Source organism: Myxococcus sp. CA023 (assembly GCF_010998615.1).
GTDB lineage: Bacteria > Myxococcota > Myxococcia > Myxococcales > Myxococcaceae > Myxococcus.
The window spans coordinates 23,867-47,938 of sequence record NZ_JAAEAH010000073.1; the positions used below are offsets into that span (position 1 = coordinate 23,867).

General features: G+C 70.2%; 22 protein-coding genes. 13 read left to right on the forward strand and 9 right to left on the reverse strand.

Annotation, left to right across the window (positions count from 1 at the left end; translation table 11 throughout):
• Nucleotides 1-50: 50 nt before the first annotated feature.
• The 3 genes from F8M74_RS28170 (at nt 51) to F8M74_RS28180 (ending at nt 3,970) form a co-directional block, all read left to right on the forward strand.
• On the forward strand, nt 51-2,126 hold the full coding sequence (locus tag F8M74_RS28170) for a serine/threonine-protein kinase (protein ID WP_255470584.1): 2,076 nt from the start codon (nt 51-53) through the stop codon (nt 2,124-2,126).
• A gap of 176 nt (nt 2,127-2,302) precedes the next feature.
• The gene (locus F8M74_RS28175) at nt 2,303-3,196 is read left to right on the forward strand and encodes a PHB depolymerase family esterase (RefSeq protein WP_228560436.1); all 894 of its coding nucleotides are present in this window, start codon (nt 2,303-2,305) and stop codon (nt 3,194-3,196) included.
• A 24-nt stretch (nt 3,197-3,220) separates the two neighbouring features.
• Nucleotides 3,221-3,970, forward strand: a complete 750-nt coding sequence (locus F8M74_RS28180; RefSeq protein WP_141255583.1) for a carbohydrate deacetylase — start codon at nt 3,221-3,223, stop codon at nt 3,968-3,970.
• On the opposite strand, the gene F8M74_RS28185 is transcribed toward F8M74_RS28180, so the two are convergent.
• Nucleotides 3,954-5,852 carry a hybrid sensor histidine kinase/response regulator gene (locus F8M74_RS28185; protein WP_141255582.1) on the reverse strand — a complete coding sequence of 633 codons (1,899 nt, stop codon included), beginning with the start codon at nt 5,850-5,852 and terminating at the stop codon, nt 3,954-3,956. The two genes, F8M74_RS28180 and F8M74_RS28185, sit on opposite strands and share 17 nt — an antisense overlap.
• Before the next feature lie 161 nt (nt 5,853-6,013).
• Between F8M74_RS28185 and queF the strand changes: the two genes are divergently transcribed.
• Entirely contained in the window at nt 6,014-6,382 is a 369-nt protein-coding gene (queF, locus tag F8M74_RS28190; protein ID WP_090488789.1) for a preQ(1) synthase, read from the forward strand.
• Nucleotides 6,383-6,396: 14 nt separating this feature from the next.
• Here the strand turns inward: queF and F8M74_RS28195 are convergent, their stop codons facing one another.
• Nucleotides 6,397-7,488: a serine/threonine-protein kinase gene (locus F8M74_RS28195; RefSeq protein WP_141255604.1), complete on the reverse strand. Its 1,092-nt coding sequence runs from the start codon at nt 7,486-7,488 to the stop codon at nt 6,397-6,399.
• A gap of 98 nt (nt 7,489-7,586) precedes the next feature.
• On the opposite strand from F8M74_RS28195, the gene F8M74_RS28200 reads away from it, so the two are divergent.
• From F8M74_RS28200 to F8M74_RS28220, 5 genes are all read left to right on the forward strand, one after another.
• Nucleotides 7,587-7,793, forward strand: coding sequence for a hypothetical protein (locus F8M74_RS28200; RefSeq protein ID WP_240462310.1), 207 nt, complete (start codon nt 7,587-7,589; stop codon nt 7,791-7,793).
• An 80-nt stretch (nt 7,794-7,873) separates the two neighbouring features.
• Entirely contained in the window at nt 7,874-9,007 is a 1,134-nt protein-coding gene (locus F8M74_RS28205) for a phosphatidylserine/phosphatidylglycerophosphate/cardiolipin synthase family protein (RefSeq protein ID WP_141255580.1), read from the forward strand.
• A gap of 50 nt (nt 9,008-9,057) precedes the next feature.
• Nucleotides 9,058-9,360: a hypothetical protein gene (locus tag F8M74_RS28210; RefSeq protein ID WP_228560435.1), complete on the forward strand. Its 303-nt coding sequence runs from the start codon at nt 9,058-9,060 to the stop codon at nt 9,358-9,360.
• A gap of 98 nt (nt 9,361-9,458) precedes the next feature.
• A complete protein-coding gene (locus F8M74_RS28215; protein ID WP_141255579.1) occupies nt 9,459-10,976 on the forward strand; it encodes a Ppx/GppA phosphatase family protein in 1,518 nt (505 codons plus the stop codon).
• A 147-nt stretch (nt 10,977-11,123) separates the two neighbouring features.
• Nucleotides 11,124-12,344, forward strand: a complete 1,221-nt coding sequence (locus F8M74_RS28220) for a zinc-dependent alcohol dehydrogenase (RefSeq protein WP_141255578.1) — start codon at nt 11,124-11,126, stop codon at nt 12,342-12,344.
• Between the two features lie 20 nt (nt 12,345-12,364).
• Here F8M74_RS28220 and F8M74_RS28225 read toward each other — a convergent pair whose 3' ends face one another.
• Together F8M74_RS28225 and F8M74_RS28230 are read right to left on the reverse strand one after the other, a co-directional pair.
• Nucleotides 12,365-12,634 carry an S-adenosylmethionine:tRNA ribosyltransferase-isomerase gene (locus tag F8M74_RS28225; RefSeq protein WP_228560433.1) on the reverse strand — a complete coding sequence of 90 codons (270 nt, stop codon included), beginning with the start codon at nt 12,632-12,634 and terminating at the stop codon, nt 12,365-12,367.
• A complete protein-coding gene (locus F8M74_RS28230) occupies nt 12,631-13,359 on the reverse strand; it encodes an SDR family oxidoreductase (RefSeq protein WP_141255577.1) in 729 nt (242 codons plus the stop codon). The genes F8M74_RS28225 and F8M74_RS28230 overlap by 4 nt, the downstream gene beginning before the upstream one ends.
• Nucleotides 13,360-13,444: 85 nt before the next feature.
• Here F8M74_RS28230 and F8M74_RS28235 point away from each other — a divergent pair, with 85 nt between their 5' ends.
• Together F8M74_RS28235 and F8M74_RS28240 are read left to right on the forward strand one after the other, a co-directional pair.
• Complete coding sequence (locus tag F8M74_RS28235; protein WP_011556259.1) at nt 13,445-14,002, forward strand: helix-turn-helix domain-containing protein; 558 nt, start codon at nt 13,445-13,447, stop codon at nt 14,000-14,002.
• Between the two features lie 41 nt (nt 14,003-14,043).
• Nucleotides 14,044-14,658, forward strand: a complete 615-nt coding sequence (locus F8M74_RS28240; protein WP_228560431.1) for a DUF4230 domain-containing protein — start codon at nt 14,044-14,046, stop codon at nt 14,656-14,658.
• Between the two features lie 7 nt (nt 14,659-14,665).
• On the opposite strand, the gene F8M74_RS28245 is transcribed toward F8M74_RS28240, so the two are convergent.
• Entirely contained in the window at nt 14,666-15,946 is a 1,281-nt protein-coding gene (locus F8M74_RS28245; protein ID WP_171410171.1) for a tetratricopeptide repeat protein, read from the reverse strand.
• Between the two features lie 30 nt (nt 15,947-15,976).
• Here F8M74_RS28245 and F8M74_RS28250 point away from each other — a divergent pair, with 30 nt between their 5' ends.
• Entirely contained in the window at nt 15,977-16,648 is a 672-nt protein-coding gene (locus F8M74_RS28250; RefSeq protein WP_141255574.1) for a TIGR02269 family lipoprotein, read from the forward strand.
• Nucleotides 16,649-16,654: 6 nt separating this feature from the next.
• Nucleotides 16,655-17,380: a double-CXXCG motif protein gene (locus tag F8M74_RS28255; protein WP_141255573.1), complete on the forward strand. Its 726-nt coding sequence runs from the start codon at nt 16,655-16,657 to the stop codon at nt 17,378-17,380.
• Nucleotides 17,381-17,392: 12 nt separating this feature from the next.
• Here the strand turns inward: F8M74_RS28255 and F8M74_RS28260 are convergent, their stop codons facing one another.
• The 4 genes from F8M74_RS28260 to F8M74_RS28275 form a co-directional block, all read right to left on the reverse strand.
• A complete protein-coding gene (locus F8M74_RS28260; RefSeq protein ID WP_141255572.1) occupies nt 17,393-17,635 on the reverse strand; it encodes a DUF1059 domain-containing protein in 243 nt (80 codons plus the stop codon).
• A 106-nt stretch (nt 17,636-17,741) separates the two neighbouring features.
• Nucleotides 17,742-19,334 carry a hypothetical protein gene (locus F8M74_RS28265; RefSeq protein ID WP_228560429.1) on the reverse strand — a complete coding sequence of 531 codons (1,593 nt, stop codon included), beginning with the start codon at nt 19,332-19,334 and terminating at the stop codon, nt 17,742-17,744.
• Nucleotides 19,335-19,483: 149 nt separating this feature from the next.
• Nucleotides 19,484-21,673, reverse strand: coding sequence for a serine protease (locus F8M74_RS28270; protein ID WP_228560427.1), 2,190 nt, complete (start codon nt 21,671-21,673; stop codon nt 19,484-19,486).
• 280 nt (nt 21,674-21,953) lie between these two features.
• The gene (locus F8M74_RS28275) at nt 21,954-24,071 is read right to left on the reverse strand and encodes a response regulator (protein ID WP_305847182.1); all 2,118 of its coding nucleotides are present in this window, start codon (nt 24,069-24,071) and stop codon (nt 21,954-21,956) included.
• Nucleotide 24,072 lies beyond the last annotated feature (1 nt).

A 24,072-nucleotide genomic window follows, 5' to 3' on the forward strand; every position in this document is an offset into this window, starting at 1 on the left:
CCTACACATAGACTGCGCGCACTTTGGAGCCGGAGCAGAACCCCTATCAGGTGGGTCGCTACCGACTGTCCGCGCGAATCGCGACAGGCGGCATGGCCGAGGTGTACCTGGGCCGCCGCATCGAGGACGACGGCAGCCGTGGGCCCTCGGTCGCGGTGAAGCGGTTGATGCCGCACCTCGCCTCGGACCGGCGCGTGGTGCAGATGTTCCTCAACGAGGCCCGCATCACCGCACAGGTGCGACACCCCAACGTCGTCACCATCATCGAGCTGGGCATGGAGGGCACCGAGCCCTTCATCGCCATGGAGCTGCTGGAGGGACGTTCGTTCGCCGAGCTGCGTCAGGAGGCCGCCGAGCACGGACACCGCGTGCCGCTGGGCATCACCCTGCGCGTGCTGGTGGAGGCCTGCCGGGGACTGGACGCGGCGCACCGCGCCGTGGATGAAGCGGGCCGGCCGCTGCGCATCGTCCACCGCGACTTCACGCCCGACAACATCCACGTGGGTGTGAATGGCGCGGTGAAGGTCATCGACTTCGGCATCGCCAAGGCGGACGCGCTGGGCTCGGGCACGGAGCCCGGCATCCTCAAGGGCAAGTTCTTCTACATGTCGCCGGAGATGATTGCCGGCAAGCCGGTGGACCACCGCGCCGACTTGTTCGCCGCGGGCGTCATGCTCTACGAGCAGCTCTGTGGCCGCCGGCCCTTCACCGGACTGTCCGCCGACGAGGTGCTGGGCCGCATCGCGGAGGGACGCCCCAAGCCGCCCACCGCCTTCGACCCGTCCGTGCCCAGCGCGCTGGAGCTGGTGTGCCTCACCGCGCTGGCCCGAGAGCCGGCCGCGCGCTTCGACAGCCTGGAAGACTTCATCGCCGCCATCGAATCGATTGGTGGCGCAGCGGAGATGGCCACACCCGAGCAGTTGGCCGCCTACGTGGATTCGCTCTTCCCCCCGAACCGCGACCCCAAGCGACTGGCCCTGCGGCGCGCGCGGCTCGCGGACCCGTCCCACGGAAGTACGCCGGCGCCCCACACCCGGCCCATCCTGGGCGTGGTCGACGCGCCCACCGCGTGGCCTCAGGTCTCCCGGACCACGAATCCCGACGCGTCGACGGTGGCGGGCGCCACGCGGAAGGCACTCGCGGGCACGCCACCTTCGACTCCAGGAGCCGAGCACGCCCCGAGCAGGCGACGCTCGCGCATGGTCCCGCTCATCGCAGGCGTGCTCGCGCTGGGTGCAGTGGGCGCGGGTGCGACGTGGTTCCTCACGCGTCCCGCAGCGCCCCCCGCCGAGCGCCTGGCCCGGGCGGAGTCCGCCTCCACGGCGGATGCGAAGGCGGCTGCCCTGGAGGGACTGGCGTCGGATGACCGGGCAAGCGCGGAGGAGCTGAGCCGGGCGGGCGCGCTGCTGCTGGAAGCCGGCGCGCACGCGCAGGCCCTGGCCCTGGCGGATGGCTTCGTAGCGCGCTTTCCCAAGGACATCGAGGCGCACCTCATCGCCGCGCGCGCCGCCACGGAGTTGCGACTGGGCAAGCGGGCCGAGCGCGCCCTCGAGGAGGCCACCGCGCTGGCCCCCAAGGACCTCCGCCCACCGCTGGCGCTGGCCGAGCTGCGCGAGCGTCAGGGGGACATTCCGGGCGCGCTGGCCGCGCTGGCCACGGTCCACGCCCGGAAACCCGGCGCCTCGGAGGTGACGCCACGCTACGGCCTGCTGCTCTCGCAAAGTGGCCGGCTGGATGAGGCCGCCAGCGTGCTCTCCGCGTGGACACGCTCCCACGATGACGCCGCGAGCCTCGCCGAGCTGGGCTTCGTGCGATTCCGACAGCAGCGCGTGGACGAGGCCGCCACCCTGCTCAAGCGCGCGATTCGGAAGGCGCCCAAGCTCGCCGTGGCGCACTACTACCTGGGGGCCGTGCTCTTCCGGCAAGGCGACACTGCGGGCGCCGAGCGTGCCTACGTCGAAGCGGACCGGCTCTCTCCCGAGGACCCACGAGCGCTGGCCTCCCGTTGCCAGCTCCACGCCCACACCGGCAACACGGCGGGGGTCACCGAGGTGAAGCGCGCCCTTTCCGAGCGCTTCCCGACGCGCGCGGAGGCCCTGTCCGCGGAGTGCGTCGCGGTGAAATGACGCCAACACTTCGTGCGTCACGGCCCCGGCCCATTAACTTCGAGGCCATGCGCTTTCGCAGAACTCGCCTCGCCCTCGGCGTCCTGCTCGCTGGTGCCACGGCGTGCTCGTCCTCGGACACTTCCCGTCGGTCCACGGAGGATGCCGGCATCGTCCCTCCCACCGGCGAGGAGCCCATGATGCCGGAGCGCACGGCCTGCACCGGCCTCACGGTAGGGCCCGGCACCTACGACTGGACGGTGGCGCACGACGGGCGCACCCGCCACTACCGCGTCCACGTTCCCCCCGGCTACGACGCCACCCGGCCCACCGCCGCCGTGGTGGCCTTCCACGGCTTCGGCTCCAACGAGGTGGAGATGGAGGGGCTGATGCGCCTGTCCACGCTCGCCAACACGGAGGGATTCCTCGCCGTGTATCCCCAGGGCCTCAGCGCCTCCGAAATCAATCACCAGGGGACTGACGGCACCAGCCGGGGGTGGAACGCGGGCGCGTGCTGCGGCCCCGCCTGGACGGCCAAGGTCGATGACATGGGCTTCGTGGACACGTTGCTGGCGGACCTGGATACGCGCGTGTGCGTGGACACGCGCCGGACCTTCGCCACGGGCATCTCCAACGGTGGCTTCTTCTCGTACCAACTGGCCTGCCAGCGCGCGAGCCGCTTCGCCGCCATCGCCCCGGTGGCGGGCATGGAGGGCGCCACGCCCTGCAACCCGTCGCGCCCCGTGCCGGTGCTGCACATGCACGGCACCGCCGACCCGGTCATCCGCTACCAGGGTGGCAGCAACCTGGGCCCCTTCGGCGGCACCTACCCGTCCGCCGAGGAGTCCGTGCGCCGCTGGGCCGAGCGCAACGGCTGTACGGGCCCCACCGTGGAGACGTACCAGCAGGGCGACAGCACCTGCACCGCCGCCACCGGGTGCAGCCCGGAGTCCGCCACCGCGTCCCTGTGCACGGTGCAGGGTGGCCAGCACACCTGGCCCGGCTTCACGGACTTCAATCACGGCGGTACACCCCACCTGGACGCCACGCGGGAAGCGTGGAAGTTCTTCCAGGCACGCCCCCGGCCCTGAGCCCACCGCGAGGAGAGCCCCGCCATGCATTCACGCGCCCTCATCATCAACGCCGACGACCTGGGCTACGACCCGGCCGTCACGCGCGGCATTCTCCGCTCCATGCGCGAGGGCGTCGTCTCGTCGGCCACCTTCATGGTGAACACGCCCTTCTCCGAGGCCGCCGCGCGCGAGGCTCGGGGCCTCGCCATCGGCCTGCACCTCAACCTCGCCCGGGGCACGCCCGTGTGGAGCGGCTTCCCGCGCGAGCTGCTCGGCGAGGACGGCGGCTTCGTGGAGGCGCGCGCGGGCAGCCTGCCGGCGGACGTGGTGGAGGCGGAGTCCTTCGCCCAGCTCGCACGGCTCGCGGGCCTGCTGGGCCAGCCGGCCACGCACGTGGACGTGCACAAGCACAAGCACCTGCACGCGGGGGTCCTGGAGGGCCTGGCCCGGGCGGCGCGGAGCGTGGGCGTCCCGGTGCGCTCCATCAACGCGGAGATGCGGCGCACGCTGCGTGCCCAGGGCGTCGCCACCAACGCGCACTTCGTGGGGGACGCGGGCGCGGAGGCGTACTGGACGCTGGAGCGCTTCACCTCGGAGCTCGCCGCCCTGCCCCAGGACGGCGTCATCGAGCTGATGTGCCACCCGGGCTACCGGCCGGAGACGCTGAAGAGCGGCTACGCGGCCCAGCGAGAGGTCGAGCTGGAGACCTTCCTCCACCCCCAGGCGCGCGAGGTCCTGGCCCGGGAGGGAATCGTCCCGGTGGACTTCCGCGTGCTCACGTCCGGGAGCTGACCAGGTCCAGCGGCACCTCGGCCGTGGACCGCCGCTCCATGGCGAGCGCGTTGCGCACCCGGGTCACCAGGTCCTCGGGCCGGTAGGGGCGCGTACACAACGACGTGCCCTCATGCGCCCACCAGGGGCGCTCGTCTCCAGCCAGCAGGATGGGCACCGGCCGCGCGCGCGGCAGCGTGGCGAAGGTCTCCAGGAAGACGCTCGTCTGTCCCTGCGTGGCGCTGGTGGACAAGACGATGAGGTCCACCGGCAGGTGCGTGGCTCGCCGCAGCGCCTCGGCCCCGTCGCGCGCCGTCAGCACCTCGAAGCCCTCGGAGAGCAACACCTGCTCCGCCGCGGCCTCCTGGGTCTGGTCCTCGTCCAGCAGCAACAACCGGTGGGGCAGCCGCCTCACGTCGTGCGCCGCCATGCGAGGCAGGCTCAGCGAGAAGGTGCTGCCCTTCCCTTCCGCGCTGCGCATCGACAGCGCGCCGCCGTGAAGCCGGGCGATGGAGTGGCTGATGAAGAGGCCCAGCCCCAGTCCGCCGAAGTTGCGGTGCGACACGTTGCGCGCCCGATAGAAGCGCTGGAACACCTGCGACTGGTCCGCGCCCGGAATGCCGATGCCGTGGTCCTGGACGTGGATGCGCGCCTCGCCCTGGGAGCGCTCCACCGTCACGACAATGGGCTCTTCCGACGCGCTGTACTTGTGCGCGTTCTCCAGCAGGTTCACCAGCACCTGCTCCAGCCTGTCCCTGTCCCCGCGCACCCAGACGCGCTCACGGGGTACTTCCACGGCGAAGGGCCGCTCGAAGGCCGCGCGGAAGTGGTCCACCACCTCCGCCACCAGTTGCCCCACCTCCAGCGGCGCCAGGTCCAATGCCAGCCTCCCCGCGTCCAGGCGCGACGCGTCCAGCAGGTCGTCCACCAGTCCCACCAGCCGGTCCACCTGCCGCTTGGACTTGAGCACCGTGGCCAGGTCCACCGGCTGGCCCGACGACAGGCGCCGCTCCATGGTGAAGAGGCCCAGCTTCAGCGGCGTGAGCGGCGTCTTCAGCTCGTGACTGGCGATGGAGATGAACTCCTCGCGCACCTGGAGCGCCGCCTTGGCCTCGCGCAGCAGGCGCGCGTTCTCCACCGCCACCGCCAGCTGGTTCGCCGCGGCGCTCCACAAGTCCAGCTCCCGCACGGAGAAGGACGTGCCCTGTTCCTTGTAGAGCAGCAGCAGGCCCACCGTCCGGCGCGGCGCGCACAGCGGCACCGCGGCGAAGATGGAGCCCATGGAATCCCCATAGCCCCGCTGGATGCCCAGCTGCGCCTGACGCAACGCCAGCGCCTGCCGGAACGGGTCCGACTGAGAGTCGAAGGTCGCCTCGGGGGACTCCGAGCCGGCCAGGTCCGACACCGCCACCCGGCGCAGGCTCCCGCCCTCCTCTTCGCAGAGAAAGACCTCGGCGCGGCGCACGTGCGCGCAGCGGACCAGGGCCACCACGGCGGCGGCGCAGACGCTGTCCACCTCCAGCGTCTCCCCCACCGAACGGGCAATCTCCTGCACCGCCTGGGAGAAGGCCCCCTCGTCGTCCACGCCCGCGGGCTCCACCACCAACCAGACTCCCGCTGCCTCGCCCGTCGAGGCGGGCTTCACCTGCACCCGGACCTGACGCAGCGCGCGGGTGATGACGTGGCCGGTGTGGGACGCACCGTCCCGGATGGCGCGCTCCAGGGCGTCCAGACTCCGGGTGCGCTCCAGGGCGTCCCGCAGGTCGCCACCGGCGTGCAGCGCCACGCCCGTCTTGTGGGCGAATCCTTCCTCGCACCACTGCACGCGCAGGTCCGGACCGACGCGAACCAGCGCCAGCGGCAGGCACGAGAATGCATCTTCGACGTCGGAGGGAAGCGGCATGTGCTCGGGCGGGGGAAGAGGCTCCCCTTGATTATGGGCCCCTGCCCAAGCGGCAACCGGGCCCTCCCCAGGATTCCCCCCTGCTGGACGCCAGGCGCGTTGGCAGGCGGACATCGACGGGAGGGATGACACGCGGCGTTGGTGTGGTAGACGACAGCGCCATGCCCTCGCAGCCGTCCAAGGAACTTCAGACCTTCCCCAACCCCGCCGCCGATCGCGACTACGAAATCGTGTTCGACGTCCCGGAGTTCACCTGTCTCTGCCCGCTCACCGGTCAGCCGGACTTCGCACGTTTCAAAATCAGCTACGTGCCGGACCAGAGCTGCATCGAGCTCAAGAGCCTCAAGCTCTACATGTGGGCGTACCGCAATGAGGGGGCCTTCCACGAGAAGGTCACCAACACCATCGCGGACGACATCATCAAGGCCATCCAGCCGCGCAAGCTCACCGTGGTAGGCGACTTCTTCGTGCGCGGCGGCATCGGCACCATCGTCACCGTCACGCACGACAAGTCCAAGCAGCAGGCCTGAGCCACCCGCCGGCCTCAGCGGGTGAGCTGCTCCACCAGCGGCGCCCACTGGGCCTGGGTGAAGTAGAGCCCGGTGCCCGCCGCCGTCATCAACGCGATGGCGGCGGCCAGGGCCCACCTCAGCTTCCCGCCCTGGCGGGAGCGCCCCGTGTCGAACCCCTCTACCGCGGCGTCCAGCTCGTGCGGCCGCATGAGCTGCTGGGCCTCCGTCTCCGTCAGCTTCTGACGGTGGCGCAGGAAGGCCACCAGCAGCGCCGCGTGGGACACCTGCACCTCCTGCGCGAGGAAGACGTCCAGTTCGCGGCGCATGGCGGCGGCGTCGGGGAAGCGGTCCTCCGGCTTCACCTCCATGGCGCGCTGGATGATGCGCACCAGCGGCGCGGGGACGTTGGGCGCCACCTTGGAGAGCGGCGTGTACTTGCCGTCGCGAATCTTCGCGAAGACCTCGCCCGCCGTCTTGCCGTGGAAGGGGCGCGCGCCGGAGAGGGCTTCGTAGAGCAGCACGCCGAGCGAGAAGATGTCGGTGCGGCCATCCACCGGCACGCCCGTCACCTGCTCCGGGGACATGTACGACGGCGTTCCCACCGCCATGCCTTGCTGGGTGAGCGCCTCCATGCCCACGTCCTTGGCGATGCCGAAGTCCATCAGCTTCACCTCACCGGACTTGGTGAGCATGACGTTGGCGGGCTTGAGGTCGCGGTGGATGATGTGGCGGAAGTGCGCGTGGTCCAGCGCGCTGGCGATGCGCGCGGCGATGACGCCGGTGACGTCCGCTGGCAGCGGGCCTTCCTTGATGAGCGTGTGGAGGGTGGGGCCGTCCACCAGCTCCATCACCATGAAGAGGCTCTCGGCCTTCTCCACCATGTCGTAGAGCGTCACGATGTTCTGGTGGCGGAAGGCCGCGAGCGCGAGCGCCTCGCGCCGGAAACGCGACAACGTCTCCCTGTCGCGCTGGCCATCCGGGAGCAGTTCCTTGATGGCGACTTCGCGCTGCAGCATCTCGTGCAGGCCTCGGTACACCAGGGCCATGCCACCACGTCCCAGCTCTCCGAGTACGCGGTAGGCACCAATCTTCCGATGACGAACGGGCTTCGCAGCAGGGGGCACGGCGCGCAGGCTATCGAAGCAGGCGCACAGCGTCGATGGGGGGATGTGGCCGCGCGCCTCCGGGCCGGGTCCGAGCATTCATGTCCTGGCCCCGCACGATGAAAGCCCGTCTCTTCCTCCTCCCCGTTCTCGCGCTCTTCACCTTCAGTGGCTGCTTCCACCATCACCACTTCGACTCGCGTCCGCCCAAGTCGAAGAAGTCCAAGCGGAACAGCAAGCACTGCCACCCGAGCCAGTACTGGGACGGCACCGAGTGCAAGCACAAGGGCAAGGGCAAGGGCGCGCGGAAGCACGACGGGCGATGACGGCCCGTGGCGGGACGGCCCCCATGTCACGGTGAGGCTGTCCCGTCGAGACGCTGGGAGCGGTAGGGTGGAAGGCGCTCATGCGCGCCGAAGCCTCACTGCCGCCATTGACCGCTCCTGGCCTCCGCCTTCCCCTCAACGAGGTCCGTGAGGAGCGCGTCACCCTGCTCGACGGCGGGACGGAGGCGTACCCACGGATGCTGGAGGCCATTGCCACCGCGCAGGTGCGGGTGCACCTGGAGGTCTACACCTTCGAGCGGGATGGCATCGGCGCGAGGTTCCTCGAAGCGCTGGTGGCGGCGGCGCACCGGGGCGTCGCGGTGAAGGTGGTGGTGGATGGCTGGGGCAGCATTGGCGCCAGCCGGCACCTCACGCAGACGCTGGAGGCCGCGGGGGCGAAGGTGCGCGTGTACAACCCGCTCACCTCGCTGTGCACCGGCCGCTCCTGGCGCAACCACCGGAAGATTCTCCTCGTCGATGACTCGGTGGCGTTCCTGGGAGGCATCAACATCGGGGACGCGTACGCGGCGAATGGGGACCAGCCCGGCTGGGCCGACCTGGCGCTGGAGCTGCGAGGTGACATCTGCCGGCAGTTGGGGGCCACGCTGCACGCGGGGGCCTCCGCGCTGGAGTCGGGCGCGGTGAAGTTGTTCCTGTCCGGCTTCGCGGGCGGGCACCGGCTGCGCAAGCGGTACCTCCAGGCGATTGACGGCGCGGAGCACGAGGTGGTGCTGGCGCACGCGTACTTCCTGCCGGACAAGGGTTTCATGCGGGCGCTCAAGCGCGCTTCGCGGCGAGGCGTGGCGGTGCGGCTGATGCTGGCCGGGCGCAGCGACGTGGTGTTCGCGCGCGCGGCGACCATGCGGCTGTACCGCGACTTCCTGCGCGCCGGGGTGAGCATCCACGAGTGGACCGACTCCACGCTGCACGCGAAGGCGGCGCTGGTGGACGGCAGGAAGCTGCTGGTGGGGAGCTTCAATCTGGACCCGCTGTCGCTGGTGAACCTGGAGACGCTGGTAGAGGTGGAGGAACCCGGCGTGGCGGCGCAGGCGCAGCGGTGGCTCGACAAGCACCTGCGCGGCTCGCGGCGGGTGTACCTGGAGGACTGCGCTCGCTCCGGGCTCCAGCAGTGGCTGCTGGACATCGTGGGGCTGGCCGTCGCCCGCCTCGCGGAGCGCTTCGCCAGCTTCATGGGCCGGCGGCGGAAGCGGTAGCGTGCCTCCCCGTGTGTGCGCGGCCTCCATGGCCCTGCACGGGAGGGGACATGCCGCGACGTCCGTGGATGGCGCTGGTGGTCAGTGGCCTGGTCGCCGGTTGCGCGGCGCGACCGGAGCGCTACGGCTTCGACTCAGCGACCAGCGCGTGCCGACAGAATCCGGCGGTGTGCGCGCGAATGGCGGGCGAGGAGGCCGTCCTCCCTGGCACCCGGGCCATGCGGGTGGCGGGCTCCATTGGCACCGCGGGTGACGCGGCGCTGCGACTGCTGAAGGCGGAGGGAATCCATCCTGGGACTCACACCCGAGGCAGCGCGCCGCTGGGAGCGCCGCTTCCTCGACTGAGCAACTGATACATGGCTGTCACGCACTGAAGCGAGGGGCCAACCTGCCGGTGCGGTTCCCGCTGCGATTGCCACCGGAGCCCCGTAGACTCCGGCGAGAACCACCCATGCCTTCTCGCCCTCCTCCGCCCGTACTCGCCGCCATTGACGTGGGCACCAACGCCGTCCGTCTGGAGCTTGCGCGGCCAGACGCCGACGGCGCGCTCGAAACCCTGCACCAGGAACGCGACGCCATCCGCCCGGGAGAGGGCGTCTTCGCCACCGGCTCCATGCCGGAGGAGACGGCCGAGCGCCTGCTGGCCACCCTGCGCCGCTACGCCGCCCTCTGCCGCCGCCACAAGGCCCAGGTGCGCGCCGTGGCCACCAGCGCCATGCGCGAGGCCAAGAACAGCGCCGACATCGTCCGCCGCGTGCGCGAGGAGGCCGGCCTCAACCTGGAGGTCGTCAGCGGAAAGGAAGAGGCCCGCCTCATCTGCCTGGGCGTGCTCCACCGCAAGCCGTCCCACACGCGCTCGCTCCTCATCGACATCGGCGGCGGCAGCACCGAAATCGCCACCGCCATGGGCGAGAAGCCCGACAACCTCTGGAGCCTCGCGCTGGGCTCCGTGCGCCTCACCGAGGTCTTCGACGCCTCGCGCACCGTGCCGCCCAAGCAACTGCGCCTCATGCGCAGCTTCGTCTCGGACGTGCTGCAAAAGACGCTGCCCCCCACGGTGCCCAACGTCCCCCGCGTGGCGCTCGGCTCGTCCGGCACCATCAGCGCCGTGGTGTCCTTCGCCGCCGCGGAGAACAGCGGCAACGCCACCGTCCGGCAGCTCACGCAGACGGTGGACACCCTGGCGCAGATGCCTCCCGAGCGCCGCCGCAAGCGCTTCGACCCGCGCCGCGCGGACATCATCGTCTCCGGCGCTGTCATCCTGGAGGGCGTGGCCAGGCACCTGGGCGTCGAGTCCGTCAGCGTCGTCAACCGCGGCCTGCGCGACGGCATCCTCGTGGACCTGCTCTACCGGCAGGATGAGCACCGCGAGGACCACAGCCTCGCGGACGCCGCCCTCGCCCTGGGCAAGCGCTTCTACTTCGACGAGAAGCACGCCCGCCAGGTCGCCCGGCTGTCACTCACCCTGTTCGACAACCTGGCCGCCCTGCACCAGCTGCCGCTGTCGGTGCGCCCCCACCTGGAGGTCGCCGCCCTCCTCCACGACGTGGGCCACGCCGTCAGCTACGAGCGGCACCACAAGCACACGTACTACCTCATCCGCCACGCCGACCTGCCGGGCCTCGCCGACCGCGAGCGCGAGCTGGTGGCCCGCGTCGCCCGCTACCACCGGCGCAGCCCGCCGGAGCTGACCCACGCCGGCATGGCGGGCCTCAACCCGATCGAGGCGCGGACGGTGCGCAAGCTGGCCACCTTGCTGCGCGTGGCCAACTCGCTGGACGTCAGCCACCACCAGCCCATCAAGGACTTCAAGGCCACCAACGGCCGCGACGGCGTGGCGCTGCACCTGCACACCAGGCACCCCGTGGACCTGGAGCTGTGGAACGCGGACCGAGAGGTCCTGAACTTCCGCCGCGTCTTCGGCAAGCGGCTCACCTTCCACGTCCACCACACCTCCACGAGCCGCTAGCCCCCGCTCCCCCGGCCGCCAGGCAGAAGAGGGGGCGGCGTTCGCTTTGCCCTCACCCGGGGCGATGCCCAGGCTCCAAGTCACGCGGGTCTGCGTCCGCGCAGGCCCTTTCCGTCTTGGGGCCCCGAGGGGGCAGGAGCGCACGCAATGAAGGCTGTCGTTTTCCATGGGATTGGGGACATCCGGCTCGACGACGTAGAGGAGCCGCGAATCGAAAAGCCGACGGATGCCATCGTCCGCCTGACGGCGAGCGCCATCTGCGGCACGGACCTCCACATGATTCGCGGCACCATGCCGGGCATGAAGCCGGGCACCATCCTGGGCCACGAAGGCGTGGGCGTCATCGAGGCGCTGGGCGATGACGTCCGCAACCTCAACATCGGCGACCGGGTGGTCATCCCATCCACCATCGCCTGTGGCAACTGCTCGTACTGCCGCGCCGGGTACCACGCGCAGTGCAACGACGCCAACCCCAACGGCCCCAGCGCGGGCACGGCCTTCTTCGGCGGTCCCCAGGAGACGGGGCCCTTCCACGGCATGCAGGCGGAAAAGGTGCGGGTGCCCTTCGCGAACGTGGGCCTGGTGCGCATTCCCGAGGGCGTCAGCGACGAGCAGGCCATCCTCATCTCCGACATCTTCCCCACCGGCTACATGGGCGCGGAGCTGGCGGAAATCAAACCCGGTGACACCGTGGCGGTGTTCGGCTGCGGCCCCGTGGGACTCTTCGCCATCGTCAGCGCGAAGCTGCTGGGCGCCGGCCGCGTCTTCGCCATCGACTGCCACGAGGACCGGCTGGACCTGGCGCGGGCCCAGGGCGCCGAGGTCATCAACTTCGAGGAGGAAGACCCGCTCGAGACGCTCAAGCGCCTCACCAACGGCATTGGCGTGGACCGCGCCATCGACGCGGTGGGCGTGGACGCCATGCATCCGCACCACGGCCCCGCGGCGAAGAAGGCCCACCAGGAGAAGGCCGAGTTCAAGCGCGAGGTGAAGGAAGCCGCCCCGAAGACGAATCCCAAGGGTGCCAACTGGGTGCCCGGCGACGCGCCCGCGCAGGCCCTGATGTGGGCCGTGGAGGGACTGGCCAAGGCCGGCACCCTGTCCATCATCGGCGTCTACCCGGCGCAGGTGCGCACGTTCCCCATCGGCATGGCGATGAACAAGAACCTCACGATGAAGATGGGCAACTGCAACCACCGCAAGTACATCCCCAAGCTGCTGGAACTGGTGCGTACCGGCGTGGTGGACCCCACGGCCATCCTGTCCCACGTGGAACCCATGAGCGGCGCCATTGACGCGTACCGCAACTTCGACGTGCGCAAGCCCGGCTGGGTGAAGGTGGAGCTGGAGCCCACCCAGCTCCAGTAAAACGCCGAGGCCCACACCGCTCACGCGTCCAGCAGCAGGCACGAGTCTCCGAACTCGTGCCCCAGGTAGCCGCGCGCCTCCGCGTGCGCGGCCACCTCCTGGAGCAGCGGCAGCGGCGCGAAGGCCTGGAGCAACGCATGGTGGCGGCTCCCCGGCTCGTGCACGTCGGTGAGCAGCCCGTGCACCAGTCGCGGGACGAAGCCGGGCCCCAATAGCAGGCGGGCGCGCGGCTCCACATGCAGCAGGCGCCCCTCCTCGGGACGGTCCACGGGCCAGCGCGCGGGCTTCATGCGGCCTCCAACTTCGCCGCCTCCAGACGGGCGCCCGAGGGCAGCGACTCCGACCGCCACGCCACCCACTCCACGAGCCGGGCCGCCACCGCCTCCGGGCGGCTCAACTGCGAGTAGTCCCCATCCGGCACCGCGTCGCGGTACATTCGCGTGTCCATCTCCCCGGGGTCCACCGAGACGAAGCGCACGCCCGTGCCCTCCAGCTCCGCGGCCCAGACGCGCCCCAGGTGTTCCAGCGCGGCCTTGGACACGCCATATGCGCCCCAGCGGGGATAGGCGGACACCGCCGCATCCGAGGTGATGTGCATGACCAGCCCCTTGCCTCGCACCGCCATGTTCCCGGCCACCGCCTTGGTGAGGCGAAAGGGGCCCACCACGTTGACCTCCAGCACGCGCTGCAGGTCCTCGCAGGCGGTGTCCAGCAGCAGCGGCAGCGGCGTGGGCCCCAGCGTGCTCGCGTTGTGGACCAGCACGTCCAGCGGGCCCACCAGCGCGGTGGCCGCGCCCACCATCGGGTAGATGGCCTCCTTATCCCCCACGTCGTAGGCCAGCGCGTGCGCCTCCAGCCCCTCCCAGCGCAGCGCCTCCGCGACGGCCTCCATCTCCGCGGCATGGCGCGCCACGCCCACCACCCGCGCGCCTCGGCGAGCCAAGCCATTCATCAGCGCCAGCCCCAGTCCCCGGCTCGCGCCCGTAATCAGGATGCTCTTGTCGATGCGAATCATTCGTGCGTTCTCCTTGCGACGGGAGCTACACGCCGCTCGCCATTCCGTTGGCGTGTGGTCCAAGGGCTTGGCAGATTGCCAATCCATGAACGACGATGACCTGCCCGGCAGACTGGCCCGCAACATCCGTTCCCTGCGCGAGACGCGAGGCGCCACACAGGCGCAGCTGTCCCGGCTGGCGGGCGTGCCGCGCGCCACCTGGGCCCATTTAGAGTCCGGCGCGGCCAACCCGACACTGTCCGTGCTGCACCGCGTGGCCGCCGCGCTCCAGGTATCGCTGGAGGAGCTGATTGCGAAGCCCCGCGCCAGTGCCCGGCACTACCCGCGCGCCACCCTGCCCGTCCGGACGCGTGGTGGCGGCATGTTGCGCAAGCTGCTGCCGGACCCGCTGCCTGGCATGGAGTTCGACCGCGTGGAGCTGCCGCCGCAGGTGCGCATCACCGGTGTTCCGCACACCCCCGGCACCCGGGAGTATCTGGCGTGTGAGTCAGGGGAGCTGGTGCTCGTCGCCAGTGGGGAGCGCTTCCACCTCCAGCCCGGGGACGTGGTCGTCTTCCGGGGGGACCAGAAGCACTCGTACGAGAATCCTGGAGCACGAACGGCCGTGGGTTACTCGGTCGTCCTGCTGGCGCCTTCGATATGAGCTCGCCAGAAGCGCCTGCCCGGGGAGGTACACTGGGGCCCATGGCGCACCTCTCGCGAGTCCTCACCGTCGTCCTGGGCGCCGCGCTCGGCGCGCTGGGGGCCTGGGTGTTGATGAAGCCCGCATCGCCGTCGCTGCCGGACACGCCGTCCGTCGTGCAGCAGATGCGGGACGTGGCCCGGCTGGAGACGCTGGAGGTCGCGCTCTACAAGAAGGTGACCTTCGCGCCGGAGCCCCAGGCCACGGATGCGCTCTGGAAGGACGTGCTGAACTGGGCGCGTTACGCGCTCCAGAATCCGCATGGCCGCGCCATCGTCTTCGCGAACGCGCACCTGGGCTTCGACTTCCAGCGCTTCGACCGCTCTCATCTCCAGGTGACGGGCACGCGCGTCTACGTGGTGCTGCCGCCCATGGAGGTGAAGGTGGAGCTGCGTCCCGGCGAGACGGAGGTCATCGACTCCAACCTGGACAGCGAGCAGACGGCGCAGTTGCTGGAGAAGGCCCGCGTCGCCTTCGAGCAGGAGGTCCGCTCGAACGGGAAACTCCAGCGGCGGGCGCGGGAGTCAGCGGAGCGTTCGCTGCGGGCGCTGCTGCTCACGCTGGGCTACCGCGAGGTGCTGTTCGTGGACCAGCTGCCCGCGGGCACGGCGGGCTGAAACTGCCTCACACCACGGACAGGCCCTCTTCCGTCAGGCGGAAGGTCCCCGGGATTCCATCCGGCGAGGGCACGAGTCGCGCCAGAGACTCACACGCGGCGGCATCCGACTCGCGGCAGGCCAGCACCAGTTCCCGCCGTCCGAGGGCCACGCGCAGGGGGCCCTCTCCGGCGAGCAGTGCCAGCTCCTTGCGCTGCGAAGGCAGGAGCAGTCGCGCGGCGTCATGGCCGTCCCCCTCCGCAACGGCCCAGAGTCCGGAGAATGCCTCCGCCAACCGGACTTCCCCCTGGTCGACAAGCACGGGCCGCACCGGAGCCAGACGCGAGGCGAGGTTGCGCCATGCCGCCGCGTCCGCCGACTCTGGCGTGAGTCCCGCGGGGGCCAGTGCGGCTTCGGGCAGGTAGCGCACGAACTCCGCGTCCTCCAGCACGTAGAAGACTTCCAGGCCCACGGGACCGGGCCGGTGCAGGGCGCCCACGGCGCGCGCCGCGAAGTCCGCTGGGCGCAGCACCGGACGCAGCCGCGCTTCCAACGCCGCGACCTCCGCGCTCAGGCCCGAGGACAGTCCGCCGAGCCGCGCCGCCAGCGCATCCGCGTAGGCAGTGAGCCCCTGCGTGCCCGGAGACTCCTGGTAGGCCGCGTACAGCGAGCCCACGTCCACGCGTCCAACACCGCCCGTGGCGAGCTTCACGAGCAGGTCCTTCCCCTGCCGCCGGAACGCCACCCGGGCGCGGCCCAGCGCGGCGGTGAGCGCGGCGGTGAACTCCGGGCGCAGCACCTGCTCCTGGGGAATGGGCGGAGGCGGCAGGTCCACGGACTCCAGCTCCTCCTTCAACAGCCGCGCCTCGGCGTCGAAGGGGTCGCGAGCCAGCGCATCCGCGACGTAGGCACGCGCCTTGTCCGCTTCACCGCGCCGCAGGCCCAGCACCGCGAGCACCTTGAGCACCTCCGGGTCTCCTGGCGACTGGGCCAGGACCTCGGTCAGCAGCCGCTCCGCGTCGCCGTGGCGCTCCAGTCCGAGCAGGGCCCGCGCCAGTCCCAGCCGCACAGGCAAGTCGCGTGGGAAGTCCCGCCGCAGGGTCTCCAGCAGGGGCAACGCCTCACGTTCAGCTCCCGCGTTGATGAGGGCGTGCGCCAGGGCTAGGCGCAAGGCGGAGCCGGTGCCTCGCTGCGCCTCGGCACGGAGCAGGGACAGCTCCGCGTCGCTCAGAATCTCACCCGCCTCCACCTTGCGGCGGACGCGCTCCAGGTCCAGGGGGGCACTCACTGGCGGGACTCTAACGACCATCTCGGCGCTGGACGATAGGTTCCCCAAACCATGCGAACACTCCTGTCACTCTGGCTACTGCTGCTCACGGCAGCGTGGGCAGGCTGCGCGTCGGCTCCACAGGCGTCCTCTCAGCAAGCATGGAACGGCGCCGAGGAGGCGTGCGCCGCGCCAGATGAGGACCAGTGCGTCTCGCTCCTGTGCATGGGAGACGCCTGCGGCTTCTACCGGTGTCAGGACCTGGACGGCGCGGTGGAACTCGCGCGCTTCCCACCGGCTCGCCCGCCCGCGGCGGTCGCGGCTCCCGGCCGAGGCCCACGGAGGCACCGGGGCGGAGGACAGCACCTGCCTCGGGGCGCCGTCATGGTGTTCCCCAACTGGAATGGCGCCCCTGAGCGATTCTTCTCAGCGCCACCTCGACTCACGCCTGGACGCTGGGAGAAACACCACATCTTCCCGCAGGCAGAGGACCTCGCCCGCTGGTTCGAACGGCAGGGAGTGAAAATCCACGACTACACGATGCCCATTCCACGCCACGTCCATCAGCGGATTCACCGGGGCGGCGAACGCGGCGGCGAGTGGAACAGGGCCTGGCGTGAGTTCAAAGACGCGAACGAGGGTGCGACCCCAACCGAGATTTTCAGACACGCAGGGGAGCTGATTCACCGCTTTGAGCTCATGGGCGGTCCCATCCAGCCCTACTATTCTCGCCCTGGAGCATGAGAACGAATGACGCGTTTCTTCTGGCTGCGCGAAGACTCGACGGTACAAGCCCACACCAACGGCAGCCTCAACGCCGCGCACAAGTGGGGGCTACCTGGCCTCGCGGGATGCCCGGGCTGCGGTGAAACCTGGGCCAGTTCAGGACACCAGTATCCCGCCGTTGATTTGTCCGTCCTGCCCGAGCAGAGCGCCTTCTTGAAAGCCAGGCCTGAGCCATTCACCGAGTTCTCACGGCTCCGGGAGCTGGTACGGCCCCTGGCACCACCAGGTGCCCTGCTTCCCCCGGGGACGACGTTCGGCCCGTTAGTGGGAACCGCCTCCGGGCGGTTCGGTTCCTTCGCATGGCTGGGCAGCAGTCTGCTGCTGATTCGCCACGAAGAACTGGAGCGACTTCGGGAGGAAGGCATCCGCGGGCTGCTCGGCGCGCGAACAGAGCTGCGGTTCCGGCAGAAGGACGCCCCCGAGTTCCTGGAGCTTCAGCTCGACCCGCGTGGTCAACTGCACGCGGACTGCATGCCGCCTGACCTGCCCCCTCGATGCGCCACCTGCGGACGCCTCGGGTTCCGTCGACCCGACGAGCCCATCCTCGACGCGGCCTCGCTCCCAGCGGACGTGGACCTGTTCCGGGTGGGCAACTTCGCCACGATGATTGTCGGCACCGAGCGGTTCATGGAAACGGTGCGCCGCCTGGAGCTGGACGGCATCTCGTTCCGCGAACTGCCCACGCGCTGACAAATCCGTCCCTCAGTGCCTGCTCGGTTGCTGCGGCTCCTGCATCGACATGGGCCGGCCCATGCTGGCCGCGGGCGACTCGTCCTCGAGCATGCCGCGAATCATCTCGCGCAGCTCGACGGAGTCCTCGTGGCCGTGCGCTGAGACCGCGTGCGAGATGGCCGCCTGGAATACCTCGTCCTCCTCGCCCGAAATCGTCAGCGTGCAGTGGGTGTCACTCGGCGCATTCCGGCAATCCATCGTCTTGCGTGACATGGTGGTGTCTCCTCCTCTCTCAGAGGTGGACACCGCCCCCCAGCGCAACAAGGGAGGGACAGGCAGCCAGGGCCCGGCTGCCGTGCCCACCATCACACCTTCCGCCTCAGCGCGCGTTGAGCGTGGCCACGAAGAACGTACTCCGCGCCTCGAACAGCCGCGCCGACACCCCGTCGTATTGCTGCTGCGCCTCGGGTGTCTCGAAGTACTGGTCGTTCCAGGAACCCATGCCGCCAAACACATCGGACAGCAGGTAGGCGAGCATCCCGCGCAGCTTCTCCTCGGACATCCCCAGCGACTGGAGCAGTCCCAACGAGCCCAGCCTGTCCTCGAAGACCTGCACCGGCCGCCCGTCGAAGCCCGCGGCCTTCACCGCCTCCAGGTAATCCGGCACCCGCTCCGGTGACAGTTCGTCGTAGCGCGGCGCCTGCCCTTCGAGCGCGAAGAGCGCCAGCTTGAACGCATCCGCGAAGTTCGAGCCCTGCGCGGCTGAGAAGGCAACTGCCTCCCGCAGTGCCTTCGTGAAGCCACGCCGCGCCTCGTCCCAGGACGGCCCCTCGGCCACGGGCGCGGGCCCGGCCGCCAGTTCGTGGAACAGGTACATCTGGTACACGTCGGGATTGGACTGCAGGCGCAGCAAGTCCTTGCCCGGAATCCATCCCGGGTCCTCATCCCGAGAGAACGCAGGCCGGACACATCCGCGCAAGGACTCGGGGATGACCAACTCCGCGCCATGCGCCCGGGTCGCCTGCTGCAACGCCATCATCAGGTTGCCGGTCAGCATCGACTGGAGCCCATCCGGCGCCATCGTCCGAAGACGGGCCTCGAAACCCTCCGCCGTCACGGGCGCCTCCCCTTCCGCCAGGAACGGGTTCTGGTCCTGGGCGATGCGCGTCCAGGCATCCGCGGCAAAGGGCTGCGCGGCCACCAGGTCAGCGAACTGCTGGGGCGTGGTGGTGTCGGTGAGGAGAAGTTGCTCCTCCGACGGGACGAACTCCGCCTGCTGCTCGGGAGACAGCATCTCGCGAAACAGTGCGTCCGGGTCGCTGGTGTAGAAGCAGGCCTGGAGCGCGTCTGGAATCGTCACGTCCGCGCCGTGACGGCGAAGGGTGGCCTGGAGTTCCTCCACCAGGTCACCGCCGCGCAAGTCGTAGTGCACGAACCCGTCCGGCGAGGCCAGGTAGTCCGGCACCTCCGAGGCCGGCACCGCGGGCCGGTCGTTGAGCTGGTTGTTCTCGGAGATGGACTCCGCCCAGGCCTCGAAGACGCGGTCCGCGTGCGACTGCGCACGGGCGAAGTCCACGAGTTGCCGCGCGGTGAGCAGGTGCGGGCGGCTGGAGTGCATTCGCAGGAGGAAGAGCGAGGACGCCCCACCCGAGGTCACCTCCAGCACCACGCCTCCCGCGTTGGCGAACGCGGCGGCGATGTGCGCGGGAAGCGCCTCGGACGAGGACGCGCCGAGGTCCACCACGCGAACGGAGCGCACCCCACCCGCATCGAACGAGTCGAGCCACGTGGCGAGCGGGAGCTCACGCCCATCCTGGAGCCGCACACCCAGGGAGTACGCTCTCGGCACCTCGAGCCGCCGCAGCGCCCAGGCATCACCCAGCTCCTCTTCCAGCGCCTTGAGCCGCTGAGGCCACCGGGCACGGTCCTCCCGCAACAGCGAGGACACCAGCACCAGGCAAAGGTCATCCACCCGCACGCACTGCCTCCGGGAAACGGACGCGGCGGGAAGCGCCGCACCGGAGACCAGACAAAGCACGGCAACGGACGGATGCAAACACGTCACGGCCTCGCCCGCGTCAGGACGGCACGCGAGCGAAGCCGCGTCAGGCGAAGCGACAGCTACTTCTTCGGCTTCGGCTCGCCGTGGGTGTAGATGTCGTAGCCGATGCCGCCCAGGCTCTCGCGGTCAGGCTTGTCCTGGTCGAACTGCACGACCTCCAGGTGGTAGGGCTCCGGCGTGGCGTCCGCCGAGCGCTCGAAGAACATCCGCAGCTGGTGCTCCTCGCGGAAGCCCAGCGGCAGCTCGTGGAACACGCCCCCTTCCGGAGACACGACCTCGAACTCGCCCTCGCGCAGCATCTTCATGCCCTCGGCCTTGCCGCCCACCTCCACCCAGCGCTTGAACAGCTCGTCCGGCAGACGCACGACGACACGGCCGCCATTCATCGGGAAGGGCCGCTGCCGGTCCGTTTCCGGCACCCGCACCGCCAGCCGCAGCGCCCGGATTCCCTCGTGCACGTTGCGCACGATGAAGTGGACCTCCTCGCTGCCGGACTCCAGGTCCACGATGTTCACGTTGCGCCAGATGATGTTGTTGTTCTGACGGACGTTGGTGCCGATGTCCGTCGTCTCGGTGAACGACATGGGGTCGGATGCGGACTCCCAGCGCGCCACCAGGCAGTAGTGCCCCTCACCGGGCAGGCCGCTCCACGGCGACTCGACGATGTGCGTGTCGGGCGTGAAGCCGTTGACGGCGACGTCACCGAACTGCGTCCAGTCCGTGGGCCAGGCCAGGCCGGTGGAGGCGTTGGCGTAGTACAGCTTGAGGCGCCCCGTGGCGCCCGGACGGGGCCCGCCGTGCAGCTTCACGTAGGCGTAGTTCGTCGCGCCCAGCTCGGGGTTCTGGTGGACGTGCGGGTTGGCGACGCCGTCCGGGTTGCGGCGAATCCAGATGTACGGGCTGGCCCACATGTCCTGGCCCACGGTGGCGGGGTCCGGCTCCAGGCCGGTGTCGGACCAGGTGTCGCGAATCCAGACGTCATACGGGTCCGGGCAGGTGGCGCTGCGCAGCGCGCACTGAGGCAACAGCGAACCCAGGTGGGAGATGATGGAGGTGATGGGCACGCCACGGTTGGGGCAGTTGGCGCAGTGGTGCAGCGCGACGACGCGGTGGTCGGAGTTGGCGATGACGGGAGAGCCAGACGAGCCACCCTGGGTGTCCGCGTAGTAGCCGATGTCCGGCGGGCCACCCGGCGAGCACGCGGGCCGGTTGAGGGCGAAGATTTCCGCGAAGCCCGAGGCGTCCGACGCGTGCGTGGAGTTGCGGGCGATGTACTTGCCCCAGGCGGCGGGGTGCTGGGGAATGTAGATGCGCTCATCCACGAACGCGGTGGTGTTGCGGAGCTGGAGGTAGCCGTAGGTGGCCGTGGGGTTGGTGGGCAGCCGCACCAGGGCGTAGTCCCGGGGCGCGTCCACGGCGATGAGCGTGGAACTCGTCGCCACCACCGTGCCCGGACAGCCGAACCAGCTGTTGCAAGCGGAGGTACAGGCGCCGCCCTCGGCCATGAACTCGAAGTCGGTGTTGAGCGCGTCCGAGGTGTTGGCGATGCAGTGCTCGTTGGTCATCACGTGGCCCTGGTTGCCCACGAGCCAGCCCGTGCAGGCCCCGCTGCCGTTGATGAGCAGACGGGCCACCGCGCGCGAGTGCTTGTACTGACGCGGGTCCGACGTCTGGTAACAGCGCGCGTTGCGCGAGTCGTCCGGACCGCAGAGGGCCTTGTTGTCCAGGTCCTCGCCCAGCGCCGCCAGGTTGGCGAAGCCGCGAGCGAACCGGTCGATGGTGTAGCCGGACTTCGCGTGGCCGCCCGTGCTCCACAGCTCGACGATGGCGACGTCACCGGAGATGTGACCACTCCAGAAGCCGCCCCTCACCGGCGCGTTGCCCTCGCCCTTGCCGAAGCCCTCGTAGCGGTACTCACGCGAGCCGTCCGGCGCGCGAACGATGACGTAGTCCCCCGACGCGAGCGCGAACTGGCTGAAGTGCGGCGCGATGTACGTGGCCCCCGGGCTGCTGAGGCGGTCCGTCCAGGCCAGCTCGGCCTTGGCGCGAACGCCCTCCGGCCGCGCCTTGGGCTGACGTGACTTGAAGGTGGCGACGACGTCCTCGCCCACCTTCACGCGCCCCTGGGCATCCCGCTGTAGGGGAGGTTGTGACGTACGGCCTTCGCAGACCGCGCTCTCTTCCGCCATGGCACCGCCGCCGGCCAGCATCATTCCGGCCAGCAACAGGCCTCTCAGATTGAATCTCACGCAGCACCTCGTGGGGGGTGGCAACCACCGGGGGTGGACGCCCGAATCAGGACCGCGGGCACCGGCGGGCCCGCGGTCCTGGAGCAAGCGACGAGCCACACTCGCAGTTCTAGCCAGACAGGGAGATTGCAATGGGGAAGCACCCGCTCCGCTCAGACACGGGCCCTTCCCGGCGGAACGGGCTTCGCGGTGTGACGCGCGCCGCAACATTTTGAGTGAAAAGTGTAACGCCGCGAGCTACCGGCCCGCCTGAGGCACCACGTCGTCCTGTCCGCTGCGCTCAGGCGGGTGGCGCGGAACCCGCGGTCGACGAACCGTTCTCGGAAGCGGCGGTGTCGGACTGCCCCAGGAAGTCGTCCAGCGCGCCCACGTCGATGGGCTTGCGGAACACGGCGTCCACCAGCGCGAGGTTGGAGCGGTTCTGTCCGCGCACGTCCATGCCGGTGACGATGGCCAGCAGCGCCTGAGGGGTCTTCTTGCGCAGCTCGCGCGCGAGCTCCCAGCCGCTCATCTCCGGCATCACCGCGTCCAGCAGCGCGGCGTCGTAGCGGCGCCGGTCCCACATCCCCAGCGCCACCGCGGGGCTGTGGGCCACCTGGACCTCGTAGCCTTCCTCGCCCAGCACCTCCGCCATCATCCGCGCGTTGTCGAGGTCGTCATCCACCACCAGCACGCTGCGCGTCTGCTGGAAGCGCCGGGGCCCCGCCGGCCGCATCACCTCCGTGCGCGACGGCTCCGGACGTGGCGCGGTGGACACGGCGCCTTCATGCACGCGGGGCAGGCGCACCACGAAGGCCGTGCCCGTGCCCGAAGCCGGAACCTCCGCCGTCAGCTCGCCGCCCCAGCGTTCCACCTGTGCCCGCGCCACCGCCAGGAACAGGGACAACTGCGGCGCGCCCGCGTCCCGGCGCAGCGGGTCGAACAGCCGCGCCAGCTCATCGGGCGCGTAGGGCGTGCCCTCGTCCTCGACGCGCAGCGTCAGCCACGCGGAGCCATCCGTGCGGGTGGAGACGTGCAGCCGGCCACCGGCCTCCATCCGGTCGCGCGAGACGAGCAACAGGTTCACCACCAGCTCGCGGAAGAAGCCCGTATCCGCGCGCACGTTGCCGACGTCGCCCAGGTCCAGGTCGACGTACACCGGGTGCTCGCGCTGCTCCAACTCGCCGCGTGCCAGCTCCAGCGCCTCGCGCACCGTCTGGTCCACCGGGACGTCGGTGGGCTGCTCCTGGGTGCGCTGGATGTTGAACTCCTGGAGCCGGGCCACCAGTTCGCCAATCTGCTGCACCGTCTTGTCGAGCGCCTCCAGGTGCTCGGGCTTGAACTCGCGTTGCAGCAGTGTGATTCGCAGCCGCAGCACGTTGAGGAAGTTGTTGAGCGCATGCGCCGCGCCGCTGGCGAGCTGTCCCAGCGCCTGCTGGCGGGTGCGCTGGAGCAGGCGGCCCTGAAGCCTGCGCAGTTCCCCGTGCGCGCTCTGGAGTGCCTTCGTCTTGTTCACCGCTTCCGTGCGGTCGGTGAAGGTCTGGATGGCGCCGGCCAGCTCGCCCTCCTCTTCCCAGACGGGCGTGGCGCTCAGCTCCAGCGTCGCGGTGTCGCCGCCGGGGCGCTCCACCACCATCATCACCCCACGCACGGGCCCCTTCTCCTTGAGTGCCCGCAGGAAGGGCATGTCGGCCAGCTTGAAGGGCTCGCCCGTGAGGTGGCGCGCGTTCACCTGCGTCAGCACGGGATTGATGGTGTTCGCCGCCCGCACCCCCACCACCGCGCGCATGGGCACACCCATGAGGCGGCTCACCGGCGGCGTGGCGAAGGAGACGGTGCCGTCCACCTCCGCCAGCATGATGCCCACGTCCACCTGGTTGAGCACCGACTCCATCACCGCCGCTTCACGAAAGCGCACCTCCTCCGTCTTCAGGATGCGCGCATAGGACGCCTGGGCCGCGGCGTCCGCCTCCCACACCAGCTCCGCCATGAGCTCCGCCACCTGGGGCTCGATGAAGCCACCGTTGCGGCGCGCGTAGACGTGGAGCATCACCTCTTCCAGGGACTTGAACTCACGCGTCAGGTCCTCGGGGTCGAAGTTCTGGCTGTAGCGGAAGGCGCCGTGCGGGCGGACCACCTCCGGCCAGAGCCGGACGACGTCGTCGGGCCGGTCCCGGAGCAGGCGGGCCAGTTCGTCCAGCAACCGGCGCAGCGGGGCGCGCAAGTCCCTGCCGGGGACCTCCACGTCATATGTCTCCGCGCGCAGGCGCTTGGCCCACAGGCGCGCCAGGCGCTCGCGCTCCTCCTGGAGGAGGTGGGACAGGGCCTGTATGGGATTCACGTCGGGCACGTTCAAGTCAGCAAGCTGCACACGCGCGCTCGCCATGGCCACCCGTGCGCCCGCCCGCCTGCCTGCCACC